Annotated in this window: 17 protein-coding genes; 7 read left to right on the top strand and 10 right to left on the bottom strand. The window is 39.3% G+C overall.

Annotated features, from left to right (window positions below):
• The first annotated feature begins 336 nt into the window (after positions 1–336).
• Entirely contained in the window at positions 337–1,080 is a 744-nt protein-coding gene (locus CTN01_RS05710) for an SDR family NAD(P)-dependent oxidoreductase (protein ID WP_005366646.1), read from the top strand.
• 169 nt (positions 1,081–1,249) lie between these two features.
• Here CTN01_RS05710 and CTN01_RS05705 read toward each other — a convergent pair whose 3' ends face one another.
• From CTN01_RS05705 to CTN01_RS05680, 6 genes are all read right to left on the bottom strand, one after another.
• Positions 1,250–2,629: an endonuclease/exonuclease/phosphatase family protein gene (locus tag CTN01_RS05705; RefSeq protein ID WP_045148549.1), complete on the bottom strand. Its 1,380-nt coding sequence runs from the start codon at positions 2,627–2,629 to the stop codon at positions 1,250–1,252.
• A 285-nt stretch (positions 2,630–2,914) separates the two neighbouring features.
• On the bottom strand, positions 2,915–4,177 hold the full coding sequence (gene efeB, locus CTN01_RS05700; RefSeq protein ID WP_045148547.1) for an iron uptake transporter deferrochelatase/peroxidase subunit: 1,263 nt from the start codon (positions 4,175–4,177) through the stop codon (positions 2,915–2,917).
• Positions 4,174–5,085, bottom strand: coding sequence for an EfeM/EfeO family lipoprotein (locus CTN01_RS05695; protein ID WP_045148545.1), 912 nt, complete (start codon positions 5,083–5,085; stop codon positions 4,174–4,176). The genes efeB and CTN01_RS05695 overlap by 4 nt, the downstream gene beginning before the upstream one ends.
• Positions 5,069–5,911 (bottom strand): FTR1 family iron permease, encoded by an 843-nt coding sequence (locus CTN01_RS05690; protein ID WP_107342111.1) that lies wholly within the window; start codon positions 5,909–5,911, stop codon positions 5,069–5,071. Before CTN01_RS05690 ends, CTN01_RS05695 begins: the two co-directional genes overlap by 17 nt.
• A complete protein-coding gene (locus CTN01_RS05685) occupies positions 5,911–6,258 on the bottom strand; it encodes a cupredoxin domain-containing protein (protein WP_045148543.1) in 348 nt (115 codons plus the stop codon). The genes CTN01_RS05690 and CTN01_RS05685 overlap by 1 nt, the downstream gene beginning before the upstream one ends.
• Before the next feature lie 67 nt (positions 6,259–6,325).
• Positions 6,326–6,880: an iron transporter gene (locus CTN01_RS05680; protein WP_045148542.1), complete on the bottom strand. Its 555-nt coding sequence runs from the start codon at positions 6,878–6,880 to the stop codon at positions 6,326–6,328.
• 341 nt (positions 6,881–7,221) lie between these two features.
• Between CTN01_RS05680 and CTN01_RS05675 the strand changes: the two genes are divergently transcribed.
• From CTN01_RS05675 to CTN01_RS05665, 3 genes are all read left to right on the top strand, one after another.
• A complete protein-coding gene (locus tag CTN01_RS05675; RefSeq protein ID WP_005366643.1) occupies positions 7,222–7,428 on the top strand; it encodes a hypothetical protein in 207 nt (68 codons plus the stop codon).
• A 17-nt stretch (positions 7,429–7,445) separates the two neighbouring features.
• On the top strand, positions 7,446–9,077 hold the full coding sequence (locus CTN01_RS05670; protein ID WP_045130431.1) for an SgrR family transcriptional regulator: 1,632 nt from the start codon (positions 7,446–7,448) through the stop codon (positions 9,075–9,077).
• A gap of 103 nt (positions 9,078–9,180) precedes the next feature.
• Positions 9,181–9,609: a VOC family protein gene (locus CTN01_RS05665; RefSeq protein WP_045083159.1), complete on the top strand. Its 429-nt coding sequence runs from the start codon at positions 9,181–9,183 to the stop codon at positions 9,607–9,609.
• A 60-nt stretch (positions 9,610–9,669) separates the two neighbouring features.
• Here CTN01_RS05665 and CTN01_RS05660 read toward each other — a convergent pair whose 3' ends face one another.
• From CTN01_RS05660 to CTN01_RS05645, 4 genes are read right to left on the bottom strand one after another with little or no spacing between them, the layout of a single operon-like run.
• Entirely contained in the window at positions 9,670–10,455 is a 786-nt protein-coding gene (locus CTN01_RS05660) for a PhzF family phenazine biosynthesis protein (RefSeq protein ID WP_045148540.1), read from the bottom strand.
• A 23-nt stretch (positions 10,456–10,478) separates the two neighbouring features.
• Positions 10,479–10,937 (bottom strand): MarR family winged helix-turn-helix transcriptional regulator, encoded by a 459-nt coding sequence (locus tag CTN01_RS05655; RefSeq protein WP_005366633.1) that lies wholly within the window; start codon positions 10,935–10,937, stop codon positions 10,479–10,481.
• A complete protein-coding gene (locus tag CTN01_RS05650) occupies positions 10,918–11,913 on the bottom strand; it encodes a DUF2955 domain-containing protein (protein ID WP_045130429.1) in 996 nt (331 codons plus the stop codon). Before CTN01_RS05650 ends, CTN01_RS05655 begins: the two co-directional genes overlap by 20 nt.
• Before the next feature lie 24 nt (positions 11,914–11,937).
• Positions 11,938–12,987, bottom strand: a complete 1,050-nt coding sequence (locus CTN01_RS05645; protein WP_045130428.1) for an HlyD family secretion protein — start codon at positions 12,985–12,987, stop codon at positions 11,938–11,940.
• Between the two features lie 1,137 nt (positions 12,988–14,124).
• On the opposite strand from CTN01_RS05645, the gene CTN01_RS05640 reads away from it, so the two are divergent.
• The 3 genes from CTN01_RS05640 (at position 14,125) to CTN01_RS05630 (ending at position 18,975) form a co-directional block, all read left to right on the top strand.
• The gene (locus CTN01_RS05640) at positions 14,125–14,883 is read left to right on the top strand and encodes a helix-turn-helix domain-containing protein (RefSeq protein WP_045148538.1); all 759 of its coding nucleotides are present in this window, start codon (positions 14,125–14,127) and stop codon (positions 14,881–14,883) included.
• A 194-nt stretch (positions 14,884–15,077) separates the two neighbouring features.
• Positions 15,078–18,260, top strand: coding sequence for a bifunctional proline dehydrogenase/L-glutamate gamma-semialdehyde dehydrogenase PutA (putA, locus tag CTN01_RS05635; RefSeq protein WP_045148537.1), 3,183 nt, complete (start codon positions 15,078–15,080; stop codon positions 18,258–18,260).
• A complete protein-coding gene (locus CTN01_RS05630) occupies positions 18,250–18,975 on the top strand; it encodes an aldehyde dehydrogenase family protein (RefSeq protein ID WP_052666590.1) in 726 nt (241 codons plus the stop codon). Before putA ends, CTN01_RS05630 begins: the two co-directional genes overlap by 11 nt.
• Positions 18,976–19,009 lie beyond the last annotated feature (34 nt).

Here is a 19,009-nt window from a genome sequence, read left to right as displayed (position 1 = left end):
AATCTATTTTATCCCGAAATAAGTGTGTTAAGTATAAATGGCAATTTTTTAATATGTTATTATTTTATGATAAAAGTTAAGTTTTTACTGAATAGGAGATACCTTCTGTATTTGTTAAGGTTTCGCTTCTTACTCTCGTGTTAGGAGTCTAAAAAGAAAACAAAGTTGCAAGATTTTACACTTCCTTAAAAATTGAAAGTCTTTACAGGAGTAATATGCATTTGATGGCTTAATGCTAGATAGTGAAGCTTTCATTTCATTTAGATAAAGTGCGTTTTCTCACTTTTTCGTAAAGGCTTTAACTCTTTAATTTACGGATAGAAGGATAAATCAATAATGCAGTTCTTGAATAAAGTGGCCATAGTGACAGGCGGCTCAACAGGCATTGGAAAATCTACGGTTGAGCTCTTAATAGATCGTGGAGCAATTGTTTATAATATTGATATTAATACGCCTGATTCAAATAATAGCCATTTTATTCACTGTGATATCACTGATTATGAAAAGCTACAAAAAGTAATTAATAATATTTACCTGAAAGAAAAAAAGATTGATGCTTTATTTGCTAATGCTGGGGTCCACTTAGTATCTAACATTGAGCAAACGTCTTTAGAAGAACTCGACAAGGTAATATCAGTAAATATTAAAGGTGTTTTTTATACACTTAAAACCGTAATCCCCTTAATGAAAGAACAACGTCAAGGTAATATATTATTGATGGGGTCTGATCAAAGTTTTGTAGGTAAAGGATTAAGTGCAGCTTATGGTTTAACAAAAGGTGCAATTGCACAACTGACTAAAAGTACCGCCATTGACTATGCCGAATTTAATATAAAGATAAACTGTATCTGTCCTGGGACTATAGATACACCGTTGCTTGAGAAGGCCAAAAGGTCATTTATGTCAGCAACAGGTCTAAGTGGTAAAGAAGTCATGAATATGTTGGAAGAAGCCCAGCCAATCAAGCGTATCGCACGACCTGATGAAATCGCTAAGCTAGCGTGTTATTTACTATCTGATGATAATAGTTTTATGACAGGTTCATTAGTGCCAATTGACGGTGGTTATACCTGCCAGTAATACGATGATACCTGCCGTTTAAAACTGTAATGATGAAAAAAAGTATTAGATATCAAGTGATAGTGAATGACGTCAATTGATGGTATCTCTTATAGTGAATTTTTCTTGTCAGATCCATGTTGACAATAAAAGCCGATCTTACGATCGGCTTTTTATATGAAAGGGCGAATTAGTTAAAGCTTGCCTTTAGCCACACCATACGGTGGTCGGAAGAAATATCTTTGCCTTTTCCTTTACCAATGCGTTCATCGTTCATCAGCAAGTATCCAGCTTCATTCGGTGCTGGCCAGTAAACACCAGAATCAACAATGTTTAGATTACTTGATGGGATAGCGTGATCCACTTGTAAACCAAACGTACTGGTTATGCGCTCTGGGTGTGGGTTATCTTGGCGACATTCACCACTTGGGAAGCAGTATTCAGCACCAAAGCTTGTCGGAACATAGGCGCCATTAGTGGCTTCTTGATTCACACGCTGGTGCTTTAATAGGGTATCAATTGTTTCGATAAAACCGTCACCCGCTTCAGGATCGGCATTAAGATCACCCACAATAACAAACTTGGCATTATCAGCTAAACCGCCTTTTGTGCCTTTGTCATCATAAATAAACTCTGCACCATCAATGTAATCTGTCCAGAATTGAATTTCATCGCGGTTTTTTTGTTTATTGTTTTCAGTCACAGTGTCAAATACCGGTGGCGTTGGGTGCGACATTAAAATGTGTACCACTTGCTCGCCTGATACTGTCGGAATGATAACGGGTGCATCAACATGGTTTTTCGATGATAAACGTACTTGATTCCATTCAGCATCGGTGTACCAGTTATCACCACAACTCATACCTGCAGGAATTTTATTTTTATCATCGTTGCAATTAGTAATAGTTGGGTTCGTTGCCGTTGGTAAATCTTTCCACTTAAAGGTTTGGAATGTACGGGTATTCGCATCATCAATTTTAAATTGAGACATGAGCGCAAACGCATACTGACCATGATATTGACCAAAGCCCCACGCATCATTTGGACCGCTATTTACTTTACCGTCGTTATTAAGATCTAAGCCGCTCATTAAACCAGTGTTCGTGGCATAACTTTGGCTAAACGGGTAGTGAATTGGAGATAATGTATCGCCGCCATCAATGCTATTAAGGCTTTGTCCTACCGCTAAGTAGTTATCTTGGAATCCATTTAAAGCGGTAAGATCATCACCAGTACCGTCGTTATTGTATTCTGCCAGTAAAATAATATTAGGACGCTGGCTTTGAATAATGGCTGCAACGTTTCTGATTTGAATGATCTTTTGTGCTTTTGCTTTGTCATCAGCACTTAGCGTATTGACAATAAAACCATCGACTAATGCTTGTTGTACTGAAGGTGTTGTTTGCATCTCATCGACAAGTTGTTCAAACGTAAAGCGGTCAAATGAAAGGTTAAAGGTCGCAACGGAGACCTCGCTTACTGGGATCACATCGTTATCGCTTTCAAATACACAGCCTGTTAATAAAGCAGATGAAATCGCAACAGCAGCAAGAGTTTTAATTAGTTTCATTCAATCATCCATATTATTGATAGAAATAACGGCGGGGAATTGCCGTGCTGCATAGTAACCTTCTATTTATAAATTAATGTGATTTGAGCACGATTTAATGCAATTAATAGCAACCGTTTGCGTTGCTTTGTTGTTTTTTACGCTAAAGATCTCAAAAAGTGTCACGCGATGTTTTAAGCAAATAGAGATTAAACAAGTTCAATATAAGCGGTATAAAGAGATGCAGGTAACGATCATGCTGTAGATATAACGCTATTTATATCTACAGCATGGTGGACTTGGGGGTTATGTCGGTTTTTTAGCTAATTGTATTAAGTTGGCACCTATATAGCTTTGATCATTGTTTAGACCTGGTAATACAAAATAATAACCACCACCAAAAGGTTTGATATATCGTTCTAATGGCTCTCCATTAAGTCTTTTTTGGGTATCAATAAAGCCTGTTTTTAAGTTTTTTTGGTATGAAACAAAGATTAACCCCATATCCAGAGCCCCTGTGTTGCTGAGCCCTAATGAGTAACTGTAGCTCCGTCTTCTAAGCTTTGCTGTATGGCGTTCGGGATTTCGAGGTTCAGCACGGCGCATGTGAGAATCAAATAAAATGCGATCACCATGCGGATCTTTATCAAATTCTGGCGAGTCTTGCTCGTGCTTCATGCCTATCGGAGCACCGCTGATCTTATGACGACCAAAATTATTTTCTTGATCTTCTAATGGCGTTCTATCCCAAAACTCAAGATTAAATCGGATCAAACGTATGGCTTGGTATGAGCCTCCTACACACCATGATTGCTCTTTATCTGTATCGGTAACCCAAACGAGCTCGTTCATGAGCTTTTCATCACTAGCAGACGCATTACCTGTTCCATCTTTAAAGCCAAATAAGTTGATCGCTGTGGACTTATTATCTATGTCTCGTGAAGGGAGAAAGCCATCCATTTTCCATCGTGGAGAAAGGTACTTATTGGTATGTTGAATAATGTCTCTAACGGCATAAATGACACTTTCAGGGCTGTCAGCACAGATTTGCAGTGTGATATCTCCACCACACCAATTAGGCTCTAATCGATCATTTGGAAAGCTTGTCATTGTTTGTAGATGCTTGGGTTTGAAGGGAGCAAGACCAAAGCGTTTGTCAAATAATGATTCTCCTAACGCGACAGTAATGGTAAGGGAATCTGGTTTGAGTGCGCGTCCCAAGATCCCAGATTCATGAGGAGGCAACTTATCATCGGTATTGGCTGGTAACACATGATCTTGGGTTAAATAAGCAATGCGTTCCGTTAGGATTTTTAGTACTGTTTCGAGCCCGTCTAGCGTTTCAGAGGTAACATCAAAGGCAATAAAAGAGGCATCTTTTTGCTCCTTAGTGATCACTCCTGCTTGATGGTCACCTTTGAAGTTAATCGTTTTACTGTAATCATGAGAAGATTCTGATGCATTCGCTGCCAGTGTCGGCATTGAAAGTGCCGCGCTACCTACTGCAAGTGTTTTCAATACACGACGGCGAGAGAGTGTAAATGTTGATGGTGTTTTCTTATCGCTCATGGTGTTTCCGCCTGATATTTGTAGTAAACATCTACGTTTAAGGTAGATCTTAATGTTGCCAGTAAATAAGCTTGATCTGATAACAGCGAATAAAGCTTCTTCTTATCATGGTTGGTTAGTTGGCCATATGGCTTAAAACTACCTTGATCTGTTACGTAGTGACCAATAAGCTGATCGATCTGCTGGTAGTTTTTAAGTATTGGCTTTAACGTTTCAGGCGAAAGAAATGGTTTAAGCTCTTCAACAATTTTTTCTGACCCTGCCATGTTTGCTGCAATATCTGCGAGATCTGAATGACTGTATATATTTTCTTGCCCATTGAGTTTTACTTCGATGATCATTTCAATATAGTCGGCAGATGATTGAACTAACTTTGGGATCTCAATATGTTCTTGCTCAACACGTTGTTTGAGATCTTTGACATACATGACTAATTCATCCACAGCGTCAGATGCTGCTGACTTATTTTTAGCTTTGAATAGCATATACTCAACGAGATGAAAGCCTTTAAAACGATAGTCATCAACACCTTGTAAAAAATAATCTGCACGCGAATTAATAATACGATCTGTATTTCCAAATAGGTCTACAACAGGGCGTATCATTTCGTAATGTTGATGTGCTTGTATGTAATAACCTTGGGCATCTTCGAGATTATTTTCCGCTAAAGACTCTTTTAAATGGTTAAGTAACTCAATGATTTGTTCAATATTGTCAGTAGCATAAACGATAAAGGCTTCCGTGGCTGGTTTATATTTGTCCGGTGTTGGTATATCTCCTTTGGCGACGATGACGTCATCACCTGTTTGGACTGGTGAACGTAATGCCTTGGCTTCAAGAGTGAAACTTGAAGCTAAAAGAAGAGATAGACAAAGGGTATTGACCAATGATCTAGTTCTGTTGTGCATGTTTTCCTCCGCGTAAGAAAAGCCATGCCATTGAGAGCCAAAAAATGATGAAGGTAATAATACTTAGCCAAATTGGCTGAGAACGATAGGCAAAGAAGGAGGACAGTAAACTTCCAAACAAGCCTGAATCATCAATAATATTTGTGGTATCCCATGCAGGTAAATACAGGAAGTCTGGAACGGAATAATCGAATTCAATTAATAGATTCAATCCTTCTTCCATGCCTTTTAGCAGTAATGACACGGCTAAAAAAAGCAATATAATTCCTGTAATGTTGAAAAAGATGCGCCACGGAATATAACGTTTGAATAGTGAAAATACATACATAGTGAATGCAGCAACGACAATGCCACTTAATACTGAAATGAAGAAATCAACAGCATTGTTTTTATTTAATGTCATGATAAAACTAGATAAAAAGACAACTACTTCACTTCCTTCTCGTGCGATTGCAATCGCGACGATGAAGGTCACTCCCCACCAACTTTTCTTTTGGGTTTGTGCTGCTAAGCCTGACTCTATGTCAGATTTTAATGATTTACCGTGGCTATTCATCCAATAAACCATTTGGACGATTAACAGACAAGCTGTAATTTCCATAATGATCATGAATAAAGATTGGCCTGTATCGTCTAGAACATTAAATACACCATAAATCAACAAAGCGAGCATAACGGAAGTTACGCAACCTATTACAACACCGCCCCATAAATATTTCAGTCCATGTCGGCTATCTGTATGTTGTTTGAGCCAAGCATAAATAATGCTGATAAGAAGTAGTGCTTCAATACTTTCACGCCAGATAACAAAGGTAACTTGTCCCATTATTCTACCTGCTCACTTGCTATTATTTTGCCTTTTGGAAGATCGAGATGAAAGTCATCAAAAAAGGTATAGGTTCCTTCCCTTAATGGTGCAATAACAACTACAGAGCTTGCTCCTGGTGCTAATACTTTTTCTTTTCGTAGTTGAGTGCTTTCAAACTCGGCGGGCTGATCACCTATATTTGATACCTTAATACGTATGATTTTCTTTGTTGGTACGTTGAGCACTTCAGGAGTGAATACCCCATTGTTTATAGTCAATTCAACGGTGAATTTCTCTGCTGCGAAAGCAGAAAAGGGCAGAGCTAAAAAAAGAAGCAAAAGAATAAACGTGGGATTTCTTTTCATAATGAATATCAGTCTGTTAAATGTGAAAAAAGGGAGCTTTAAGCCCCCCTATAAGATTAATTAAATCTTAGTAACTACCTTTTCTACCAACACCTGCGTAGTTAACTTCCCATGAAACGTCAAAAGGTTTAAACCATGGAGCCACCCCTGTTTCTTTGTCAATATGACGTCCAAATGGGGCCTTTTTGTTGTATGACGGTGGGTAGATAGTAAAGGTCACTTTATATTTACCATTACCATCTAATTTGATGTTTTTACCGTAGTGAGGACCGTCACTTGCAACCATAGGCATGAATTCACCTGTTTGGGCGGGTTTATCATCACCTAGTTTGTCTACAGAGTATTTGATCGTAAGATAAGGCATCCAATCGCCTTCCGCGAAGCCGTTGGGATTCTCTTCAACAGCATGAATATCTGCTTCTAAATGCACATCGGAATCTTTTGCAGACAAGCTGTGCATGTTCTCCATTCCTTCTGTATCCATGGTAATCGGTTGAAGGTAAACCCCTTGTATTTCCATACCATTTTTAATTACTGGCTGACCAAGAGGGTACTCTTGGGCAAATACGGAGGTAGAAGACAGAATAAAAGTAGTTGCTAGAAAAAGGTGAGCTGTTTTCATTATTGGACTTCCATTATTGATTAAACGAGTGGGGATATTAATGATAATGGTTATCATTACAATGGTTTTGAGCGGCCAGTTTCCCCACTAAATTGCAAACTAAGTTTTATGATTTTTATGGAGATATATTCTATGCATGTTCGTATCGAATAGTAATTTACTGTTTTTATTAATTATTAATGATTACATTACACTTGAAACAGGCAATGTATTTTCGATGGTATGTATAGGACTTGAGAGAAGAAGAAATGTCCTAAAACCGGAACAGTCTCTTTTTTTGTTCCGTTTTTAGATGGCTTAAAGCTCCTAAAATAGAATCATCAAATAACAGGAGCTAAATCATGAAATTTTATAATCAAATTAAAGAAATCATTAACTCATCAAAACGTTACGATAAAAAAACAGGATGGCTTGCTCGTTTGCTATATATTAGTCCTGCACAGCGACTAGAAAGGCTGAACACTATTTTTGGCTCAGAGCAGTTTTCTAAAGCCAGACCATTAACGCTCAGTCAGCAAAAGAAGTTTAATGATAATTATCTAAAGTAATGTAAGGATCCCTCTGTATGAGCCGACGAAAACTAGAATTATATGAAAATATATTTAATCGTGTCGGTCCTGGTAAAAGTAAGGTAACCATTGTAGAGGTCGCCGCTTACCTTCATTGTAGTGAGCGTCACGCAAGAACCTTATTAAATCAAATGACAACATTAGGCTGGTTAACGTGGTCACCTACTGTGGGGCGAGGTAATAAAGGTGTCCTCAATTGTTTACTGGAGCCGATACAGGCGTGCCACAAAGAGATTGATAAAGCGAATGACAACAGCAATCTAGATTTGGTTTACAAGTTGGTGGGTTTTAACGGAAGAGATACCGCAGCCGGCTTATGGCAGTATTTATCACAAGCTGTGACAGAAAAACACGACACGATCCTGGCGCCCTTCCATCGCTGCATGAAAACGCTACATCCACATTTTGTTACTGAACGTACTGAGCGCCACTTTATCTCTGAGATTTATCAAACTCTAGTTGAAGAAAAAACGAATAAGCTGACAGGTAATCTCGCTCATTTTTGGGAAAGTAATAACAACCATACCGTTTGGACCTTTTATCTTCGTCCTGAAACCCAGTTTCATGATTTATCTGTTCTAACAGCGGATGATGTTGTTGCAAGTTTTAAAGGGCTTATCCATTCAGCGCAATGGCAGCGATTGTATGATCATATAGAAAAGGTTATTGCCGTTTCTTTTGATGTGGTTGAAATTCATTTATCAGCTCCAGATCCTCTTTTTATTAAATTATTGTGTCGCGCTGAAACCGCGATCATGCCAAAACAGTTCGTATTTGCTAATGAATCACATTTTAGAGCCATTGGCTCAGGACCTTTCTTGTTAGCCGTAAATTCGAACAAACTATTACGCTTGCAACGCTTTTCACAATATAACCGTACATCTGCATTAATTGAGAAAATTGAATTTTGGATCCACGAGAGTTGGGCAGAAAGAAAGAAGTGTTATCAGAACTTTTTCTTTTTAAATGATAGTTTAAACGTCTATGAGACGGCCTGTGATTATGTCGGATCCTTCTATTGCTTGATTACAAATAAGCAATTACAAACGCAAGACGTTAAACAAAATCTAGCTGCGGCATTTTTAGGCGATCATAATCAAGCCGGTGAGAATTATCCTGTTTATACGATAAGTCATGAGAATAATCGAGAATGTCGAGAGTATTCAAAACAGTTAATTTCCTATTTTGATAAGCATGAAACACTGCAGACGAAAGAAGTAAAGTTTGGTCAGTTTCTTGATGGCGTTGATGTGTCGATTTTAGGGATACGAAAGGAAGATAATAAGTACACCAGTTGGTTTGCTTTCTTAACGTTATACCCACACTGGGCATCGGTATTGACCTTTACCCAGCAAGATTATTTACATCAGCAGATTGATGCGATCCGTATTGAAGTGGATGCGTTACGTCAACAAGCATTGATTAGTCATGTAATGACGTGGTTAGAGCAACAGCATATTTTATTTGAAATAAAGCGTGAAGGGTTAACCCTCTCGGTACCTGAGCAAATACGAGGTGTGGAGATCAATGCGAATGGGTGGTGCGATTTTTCTAAGCTTTGGATCAAACCAATGAAAGTGAAATCGGATGTCACAACGTCAATGGAAAGTCTGATCGCCAAATATTAATCAACGAGTTATTAAGTAATAAATACATAATTATTTCTTCTTGACCTCAAGTTTACTTGAGGAATTAAAGTGCTTACATATTTTAAAAAAGAAGGAAAAAATTATGAAAGGATATGTAGAGCACATCAATATACAAGTATCTCAGCCAGAAAAAACGATTCATTTTTTATTAACAGCGTTACCTGAATGGACGATTCGAGGGGAAGGGAAAATTGATAACTGGTTTGGTAAACCAATGCATTGGTATCACATTGGCGATCAGGACAGTTATGTGGCGATAGGATCAGGGGGGGAAGGTCAGGTTCCTGATTGGCAGGGAAATGTATCAGGCATTAAGCACGTTGGTATTGTGGTTGAACGTATTGATGATACGGTTGAAAAGCTAATGAATGCCGGTTATGAAATTGATCATTGGAGTGCCGATCATCCTTATCGTCGCAGTGTTTATTTTATCGATGATAACAATTTAGAGATCGAGTTTATTGAATATTTTACCGATGATTGTGCACTTAGAAATGATTACAGCCAATAAAGGTGAAATGAAATAACAAAGGAGAGAACCCTTCTCTCCTTTATGGATTGAATACAAGCGTTATAAGTATACGTTTCCACGCAGATATAAAACCGCTGATCCGGCAATAATAATGCGATCATTATCGATCATTTTACACTGTAAAACACCACCACGTTGTGAAGCTTGGTAAGCGGTTAATTCACGTTTACCAAGCTGTTCAGCCCAATATGGCGCTAAAGCAGTGTGGATTGAACCTGTCACTGGATCTTCATAGCCGCCATTGGCTGGCCAGAAATAACGAGACACAAAATCGTATTGTGTCGATTGTGCAGTGACAACGATATCGTGAGGAGCGAGTTGTTTAAGCAGCTCTGAATCGCAAACCACATCTTGTACTGCTTGTTCACTGGGTAAAACGGCAATGTAGGCTTGGCGATTTTTTAGCACCTTGGTGGGCGTAATAGATAATCCCTTGAGTAAGGCGGCTGGTGGTTCAACTTCTTCACCAGGCTGGCAAGGGAAGTTCATTTCAATATTGCTATTTGGGGCTTGTTTTACTGTCAGTGTACCGACTTGCTCAGTTGTAAAAGTGATCTCGCCTTTAAGCTGGTAAAACTGATACAGAATAAAGGCAGAGGCAAGCGTTGCATGGCCACAAAAGTCAATCTCAGTTAGAGGTGAAAACCAACGTATCGCATAGGTATTATCGCCCGTTTGTTTAATAAAAGCCGTTTCAGACAGATTATTTTCAGCGGCAATACGTTGCATTAATGATGCATCTGGAAAAGTGGTAACTGGCATGATTGCCGCAGAATTACCTTTGAAATGTTGGTCGGTAAAAGCATCGACAACGAAAATATCCATATCGTGTTTATCCTGCGTGTGCGTTAAGAATTGACAAGTATGTCTTGTCTGATCAATTTTTTGTTAATTTTAAATAAAAGTTCGCGTTCTTCATTTGTTAGTGGAGCAAAGAAGTCTTGATTGAGATTAGCAATACACACGGTGGCTTTTTGCTCAATATCTTTACCTTTATCAGTAATGACAAGATAGCGGGCTTTTTTGTTTTGTTCTGATTTATGGACGGCGATTAATTCACGTTTAATACAGTTATCGATTAAACGTTTTGTTACTGAACGTTCGCGGTGTAGTACATCAGAGACGGCTTGTTGCGGTACTTCGCCTAAGTGACTGAGCACGCGAAGTGCACCTAACATTTCTAACGTAATATCAAATTCCGTCGCCAAGGCTGAGGTGGCAATACTACGAAATTGCTTATAGGCTAATCCCATCGTAAAAGACAAACTCTTATTAAGAGAAGGGATATCAGTGTAGTTCTGTGGCATGACGTTTCTTCGCCGTAGTAATAAAATAAAACAGAGCCAATATACCTAAAGTACAGCTCAGTTCCCATCCTCGAAGGAAAGTACTACTTAATCCTAACTCACTATTGGTCATATAAAGTTGGATTGGTAGCATGGTTGCGAGCAAAATATCAGGATGTAACTCTTGGTGTGGGCCTTCATCAGTATAAATTTTGTAACTTATCACGTAAATCAGTCCAAATAATCCCAAACCATAAATAATAATATCACTTTGATAACCGGCAATAAGCAGCATAAATATCGCTGCAATAGCGCATCCGCCGACTTGAGTAATAAAACGTGATTTAACGATTTTTAAATATGCTTCTCGACTGGTTTGGGTTGCTGCAGCAATGACTGGCACCATACAAAATGCGCCAGAAATTAGATTTACAATCATTAAAAAACCAAGTCCTAAACCAATCAAACTCACTGATATTAAGCGTTGTTGAGTGGTGACAGGGGTTGTTTTCGGTTTGAAAGAGCCAGATGCTGTTTTCGGTGGTAGTAGCCAAAAAAACAGCTTGGTTACACAGATACTAACAACAATTGCTAACCCCACTTCGTGTAAACGCTGCGGCATATCCATATTGGTATGTAGCGCAAAAACGATATTTAAAATCCAGTTTATCGTCGGCATAAACAGCGCGCCCACTTTTGCGTGAGAATCTGCCCGTTTTCTTAGTTGATCGAACAGTACAATACTGATCGTCCAAATAATAAAAGGATGATCGCTAAAGACTTCAGACACGAAAACTGCACAGTAAGCGGATAGCAACACTAAGGCGAATGTTTTGCTCAATCCTTTCCAACTGTAGTCTTTTACTTTAGTCGCAATAATTATTGGAAAAAGCGCAAAATAGACATGTGAATTTACATGAAAAATCTTACCGAACATCATACAGATGCACACAATACACGTGGTACGCAGTACATCTGTATTCATTGAATGTTTCATATCCTACCTGTATTGTTTTTCTGCTTAGTAAATGTAGCGGAATAAGGCAATAACATGGATCCATACTGAGCTGATCACATCTAATACGGGATTACCATTAAGCACAATGACACTTGCACGAGAGCCTGAAATAACATCTTGTTGCGGTACATTGACAGCAATACGAGTACGGATTTTTTGTTGTTCGCGGATCCAACGTGTGTCATTGGTAACGGTTGATAGTCGTGTTAATGGGTTACTCGCATCAAAAATAGCGCGATCTTGATTTTCTATTTCGCCTTTAAATACCCGACCAGGTTGAGAATCAAAACTTATCAACACATGGTTTTTAGGTTGTAAATGGGCAATGCCTTTTTCGTTAAAGTCCGCACTTAGCCAACTGTTTTTCTCATTAACGAGGAAAAGGATCGGTGTGCCTTTATTTACATAAGTCCCCGTATCTAACTGCAAATTACTGACAGTTCCGGCCGTTGTAGCTACCACTGTTGTATTAGACAGATCCCACTCTGCGCGATCTAATTTTGCCTGTGCAAGTTCAACGGCAGCGGTGTTTTCCTTACCTGATAGTGTCGCTTTGATTTTTAGTACATCAGCTTGTGCGGCAGAAATAGCACTTTTAGCGATATCGGTAGTACTGATCGCATCATCAAGCTCTTGCTGGGTCGTTAACCCTTTACGATTTAGTGTTTGGTAGCGCTCTAATTTATGTAGCGCATTTTTCCACACTGTTTTTTTCTGTAGCACCACTTGCTGTGCTGCAGCGAGTTGCTGCCATGTTCCCAGATTGGCTTCTTTTGCTTGTTGCAATTCGGCCTGTGCTTGATCGACTGCAATTTGATAAGGCTTTACATCAATAGAAAATAAAGGTTGGTTAGCGTTAACGTGTTGACCATTAATGACATAAACATGGGTGATATTTCCCGATACTTCAGGAGCAATATTCACTACTGATTTATAGAAAGTGGCTTGTGTGGTAAATGGCGACACATTATCAGCCATTAAAAGAAAAGCTGATAATGATAAAGCGAAGCCAATCACGGTATACAAGAGAACAGAGTAAATGTTCGTTTTCATTATTTTTGTTACCTATACAACAAAATATCAAGATGATAGTACACCTTGTAATGTTGTACATGCAACATTAATTGTTGTTATGTATTGTTCGTGATGGTGTTTAAAGAGGTATTTTCGAGCGTTGGGGCATAAAAAATAGGATTCTAGCCGTGATATTTAATTGGTTTATTTGTTTTATAAATAAGACGTTAGTAGTGTTTGAGTTTATTTTTATATTTTTTTCAGTGATGAAATTTGCCTAATTGGCATTTATCTACCATATTTAACTTAACCTGTATTGAGATAGTTACTCGAGCTTACGGAGGATTGGAGCTGTTTTTAAAGACTCACGGATACAGGTATCAGTGATTATTAATAGACCTCTTAGACCCGTTATTGGTAGTCACTCAGTTGCATCGCGCAACATGTGAAAAGTAGACAAAGCAATACATGTAAGAGCAACAAAGTAAAAGTTACACAGTAAAAAGCAACATCGTAAGAGCTACGCATGTAAAAGCTTCTAAGTGAAAACTTAGTTGTTAACAATTTGGTAAGTGACACCGTTTAAAAATTTGCTTCTTCGCCAATATATAGCGGTCCGCACAAACATTGTGGGACACGGCAAGCTCAACGTAATGAGTGGCGAAGCGTAACAATATTGGTGTGCCGAGTAAGTACACTAATAGCAACACCAAGCCGCACTGCAATAGTGCGGCTTTTTATTTTTAGAGACTTATTAATAATTCAGAAAATCACAATAAATATTAATTATTCCTATTGAAAATCATAAGATGTTGAAAATAAATATAAAATAAATGTTATCCACAAATTCAGTGGGTAACTCTGACTAATTATCAAATTTGTCTGGTGGTTTTTTGTGCATTTTTATAATGAGAGGTGATACCTCGTTGAGTTATGTTATGCGTATTGTTATGTTCAGTCGTTTGAGCGACAGCCATTAAATAATTCAATTTGTGATTAGTTTTATATATTTCATCATTCCTATTAGGTATTAGTAAGTTCTGCACCTGTATTCGTGATATAGATATTTTGACTTTATACACCGCTATTACTTTTACTTTTTTATGTGCGATAAATTATGGGGCGGTAAGTGGTAAGTCGTAAGTGATGTGAATACAAGGAATAAAGGAGAATTCGATGGAAAACGCAACGACAACATTTAATATCGTAAGCCTTTCTGATTCGATGACTCGTCATGCTCATAATTACCACCAAATGGTCGTAGGCCTAACAGGACAAAGCGAATTTGATATTAAAGGGGTAAGAAAGGGCTTACTTGCTGGCACGGGTTGTGCGGTGAGTGCTAATGTAGAACACAGCTTTTATGGTGATCACGATAACCAAGTATTAGTCGTAAATACGCCGTTGCGTTGTTCAGATAATAGTATGGCTTTATTTGCAGAATCATCACGCACTGGCTATTTCAATCTTGATTTGCGTACTCAACAGCTCATCTCTTTACTTACTGCTGAAGCACAGCAATCTAAAATAGATACAGGATTGTGTAATAGTATAAGCCAAACAATATTTTACTTATTAAAGCGCAGTCTTATTTCGCCTACTCAAGAGAGACCAACCTCAAGGTTAGATATCAGTTTAATTGATAGCTATATTCAACAACATCTTGATAAGAAAATTTCGGTTGCTGAGTTAGCGAGTTTGGTTTTCTTGGCTCAAAGTCAGTTTTATTTACTCTTTAAAGAGCAGGTAGGTATTACTCCTCACCAATATGTTTTGCGCAAACGACTGGAATCCGCCAAACAATTAATTTTAGGTCAACGGATACCTCTATCTCAAATAGCCCAGTTGTGTGGATTTTCTAGTCAAAGCAGTTTTAGTCAGGCTTTTCGTCGTCTGTATGGCCATCCCCCTACTCGTTATCAAGATCATGTTTGATATTACCTTTATCTATCTTATTTACTTGTTTCAGATCTCGTATTACCGATGTGCGGAGAATAACTAAAATATCTCGTAGGAATGAATAAGACGACATTAACATTTAACCATAATATCTTTTTCCAGTAACAGTTTAACAACATTGCTGTTGAGGTATTTTTGTATCTCATGGCTAATGCCATAGAGGAAACCTGATGTTTAAAGCCGTTGATGTACTCCATTCTTCCTTTATAGAGAAGCCTTTAGCTCAATTATGGGCATTAATTTCACCATTGTATGCAGTTGATGAGTCTGAGTGGTTAACCCAGTTGCTACCCTTAGCAGAACCTACCGATGAAGAGCGCGCGCATAGTGCTGTGCAGGCTAGTGAGCTTATTGCTCGTGTTCGTGCGGATAAAAATGCGGTTCAAATGATTGACGCACTTTTATTGGAATACAGCCTAGAAACCAAAGAAGGGATCTTATTAATGTGCTTAGCTGAAGCACTGATGCGTATTCCTGATCCCGCTACTGCCGATGCCCTTATTCGCGATAAATTAAGTGTTGCTGATTGGAAATCTCATCTTAAAAATTCTGATTCGTTGTTTGTGAATGCCTCAACATGGGGGCTCATGCTAACAGGGAAAGTAGTAACGTTAGATGCCAAACAAGACGGTACACCAACGAATGTAATTAACCGCTTGGTTAATAAAATGTCAGAGCCAATGATCAGACAAGCTATGCACCAAGCGATGAAAATCATGGGGCACCAATTTGTTCTAGGGCGAGATATATCTGAAGCGATGAAAAACGGCAAACCTAAACGAGAGCAAGGGTTTACTTATTCATTCGACATGCTAGGTGAAGCGGCACTAACCTCTCAAGATGCCGAAAAATATTACAATGATTACCTTACGGCAATTAAAGCGGTAGGGAAGGTCAATAGTGCCATTTCAGCTCAATCGGCTAGTCAATCATCAGATCCTACTGTATCCATTAAGCTATCAGCATTGCATCCTCGTTACGAAGTCGCCAATGAAGCGCGTGTGTTAGAGGAAATGTACCATTCTGTTCTTGAGCTATTAATTTTTGCCCGCGAGCATAACGTTGGGATCACGATTGATGCTGAAGAAGCAGACAGATTGGAATTGTCATTAAAACTGTTTGAAAAGTTGTATCGCGCAAAAGAAGTGAAAGGTTGGGGGCGGTTTGGTTTAGTTGTACAAGCGTATTCGAAACGTGCTTTACCGGTATTAGCGTGGCTTGCAGCTCTTTCAAAACAGCAAGGTGATGTGATCCCACTTCGATTAGTAAAAGGTGCCTATTGGGATAGTGAACTGAAACTTTGTCAGCAAGCAGGCTTTAATGGTTATCCTGTTTTTACTCGTAAAGAAGCGACAGACAGTTCTTATTTAGCCTGTGCTAGGTTTCTACTATCTGAGCCTCTAAAAGGGCTGATCTACCCACAATTTGCAACTCATAATGCTCACACGATAAGTGCTATTGTTGCGATGGCGAAGCATTCTTGCTTTGAATTCCAACGCTTGCATGGCATGGGTGATGCGCTATATAACCATGTGATGGATATGCATAAAACACAAGTACGTATTTATGCACCAGTAGGAAGTCATAAAGACTTACTGCCATACCTTGTTCGTCGTTTATTAGAAAATGGTGCCAATAGTTCGTTTGTTCATCGCTTGGTTGATGCTAATTGTCCAATTTCCGATCTCACCCAACACCCTGTTGATGTGCTTAAGCAACGTAAGACACTGCACAATAGCTTGATCCCATTACCGAAAGATATTTTTGGCTCTGAACGAAAAAACTCATCAAGTATCAATATTGATATTGAATCACAGTGGCAGCCTTTTCATCAGGCGGTGCATGCCTTTGATAAGGTGAAATGGAAAGCATCACCTATTTTGAATGGAAAACCGACACCTATTTTGGCTGCCGAGCGAGTTTGCGTGACGGCACCTTATGATCGTGAGGAGGTGGTTGGTGAGCTGACCTATGCCACATCATCACAAGTAGATACAGCAATGGCATCTGCCCATGACGCTTTTGCTGATTGGTCACAATGCTCTGCAAGCGAGCGTGCAAATTACTTATTGCTATTGGCCGATAAACTTGAATTACATCAAGCGGAATTAGTGGCGTTATGTCACCGTGAAGCTGGTAAAACCATCCACGATGCGATTGATGAAATTCGTGAAGCGGTGGATTTTTGTCGTTATTACGCCGAGCAAGCACAAACTAATTTTGATAAGCCTAAACGCATCACTAGCTTTGATGGTGTCGATCAAGAGATGACCTATCAAGGACGAGGTGTCTTTGTTTGTATTAGCCCTTGGAACTTCCCGTTGGCTATTTTCTTAGGTCAAGTATGTGCCGCTTTAGTTGCAGGTAATACGGTAGTGGCGAAACCTGCAGAGCAAACCTCATTAATTGCTTGTCGTGCTATAGAATTACTACTGCTTACTGGTATTCCACAAGGTGTTATTCAAGTAGTAACGGGATTGGGTCGTGAGATAGGCCATCAGTTGACGTCAGATGAGCGTGTTGCTGGTGTTGCCTTTACTGGTTCAACACCTACAGCCCAATTGATTAATCGTACATTAATGGCACGTGATTGTGCGCCAGTCCCATTTATTGCCGAAACTGGCGGTCAAAATGCAATGATCGTTGATAGTACAGCGCTACCTGAACAAGTCGTACGTGATGTATTACGTTCAGCGTTTGCCTCTGCAGGTCAACGTTGTTCAGCATTACGCGTACTCTTTATTCAGCAAGATATTGCAGAACGTGTGATCACCTTGATCAAAGGGGCGATGGCTGAGCTTAAGGTGGGGGATCCGCAATTACATGCTACCGATGTGGGGCCTGTCATTGATCTTGCTGCGAAACAAAAGCTTCTTACTCATATTGAATCGTTAAAAAACCAAGCGCGATTAATTTGTCAAACGCCGTTACCAGAAAGTTGTGCGAGTGGCGATTTTGTTCCACCGACGGCCATTGAAATTCAACATATTGATCTATTAGAGCAAGAGCACTTTGGCCCAATTCTTCATATTGTGCGTTTTAAGGCGAGCGAGATTGATCAAGTCGTTAATCAAATTAATCAAACGGGATTTGGTTTAACGATGGGGATACATAGTCGAAATGAGCGTACCTATAGTGAAATAGCGTCACGTGCCAAAGTTGGTAACTGTTATATCAACCGTGATCAAGTGGGAGCTGTTGTTGGCGTCCAGCCTTTTGGTGGTCGAGGGTTATCTGGTACAGGACCAAAAGCGGGCGGGCCTCATTATTTGTACCGTTTTATGCAGTCAACGATAGCGCCAATCAACGTCACTCATCAACGCGAGATGGAAGGAACAAACAATGAAAAATAATTCGCAGTTAATGGCGTTATCTCCACAAGTACAAAAATCACTACAAAGTAGCATTTTTGCTTCTTCTGTATGGAATGATCTGGACTTTGAAACGCGAATCGCTATTCTACGCCGCTGGGCAAAATCGCTAGATAATCAATCTGCGATGATGGTGAATTTTCAGTGTAACAATGCACTGGAAATGGTCGCTGAGATGCAAGTAATGCCTGGGCCAACAGGTGAAAGTAACACGCTTTATTGTGTTGGACGCGGCGTATTTGTTGTCACTGCAAGCGATGTTGTGGCTAACCATGTGGTTATTGCTCAAATTGCCACAGCATTGGTGTGTGGCAACAGCGTTATGTTGTGTTTGTCACCTGATCATCCTTTAAAAACTGGTGTCATTCTCAGTCAACTAGAGCAAGCAGGATGTGTTGCCAATGTACTTAGTGTTATTGACAGCGCTGACTTTGATGCATTGATTCAAATCGAAGAGATTGCAGCAGTCGCTTATAGCGGTACAGAGGATCGTGCGTTGAGCTTAGCGCGTCAATTAGCAGCGAGAAGTGGACAGTTAGCGCAATTAGTGGCAGAAACCGATCTTGATAATCTACCTGTCATTGGTAGCCCAAGTTACTGTTTACGCTTTATCACTGAACGTACCAGAACCATCAATATTACAGCCGTCGGCGGTAATGCAACGTTATTAGAGCTTGGTTGTGGAGAAACTGACTGACCAAACCTTACTTAATATGATAATAGGCCTTTGC

The organism is Photobacterium angustum (genome assembly GCF_003026365.1).
In the GTDB taxonomy this organism is placed as follows: domain Bacteria; phylum Pseudomonadota; class Gammaproteobacteria; order Enterobacterales; family Vibrionaceae; genus Photobacterium; species Photobacterium angustum.
The sequence above is the reverse complement of the archived record's forward strand: the minus strand, read 5'-3'. Positions and strand labels throughout refer to the sequence as shown.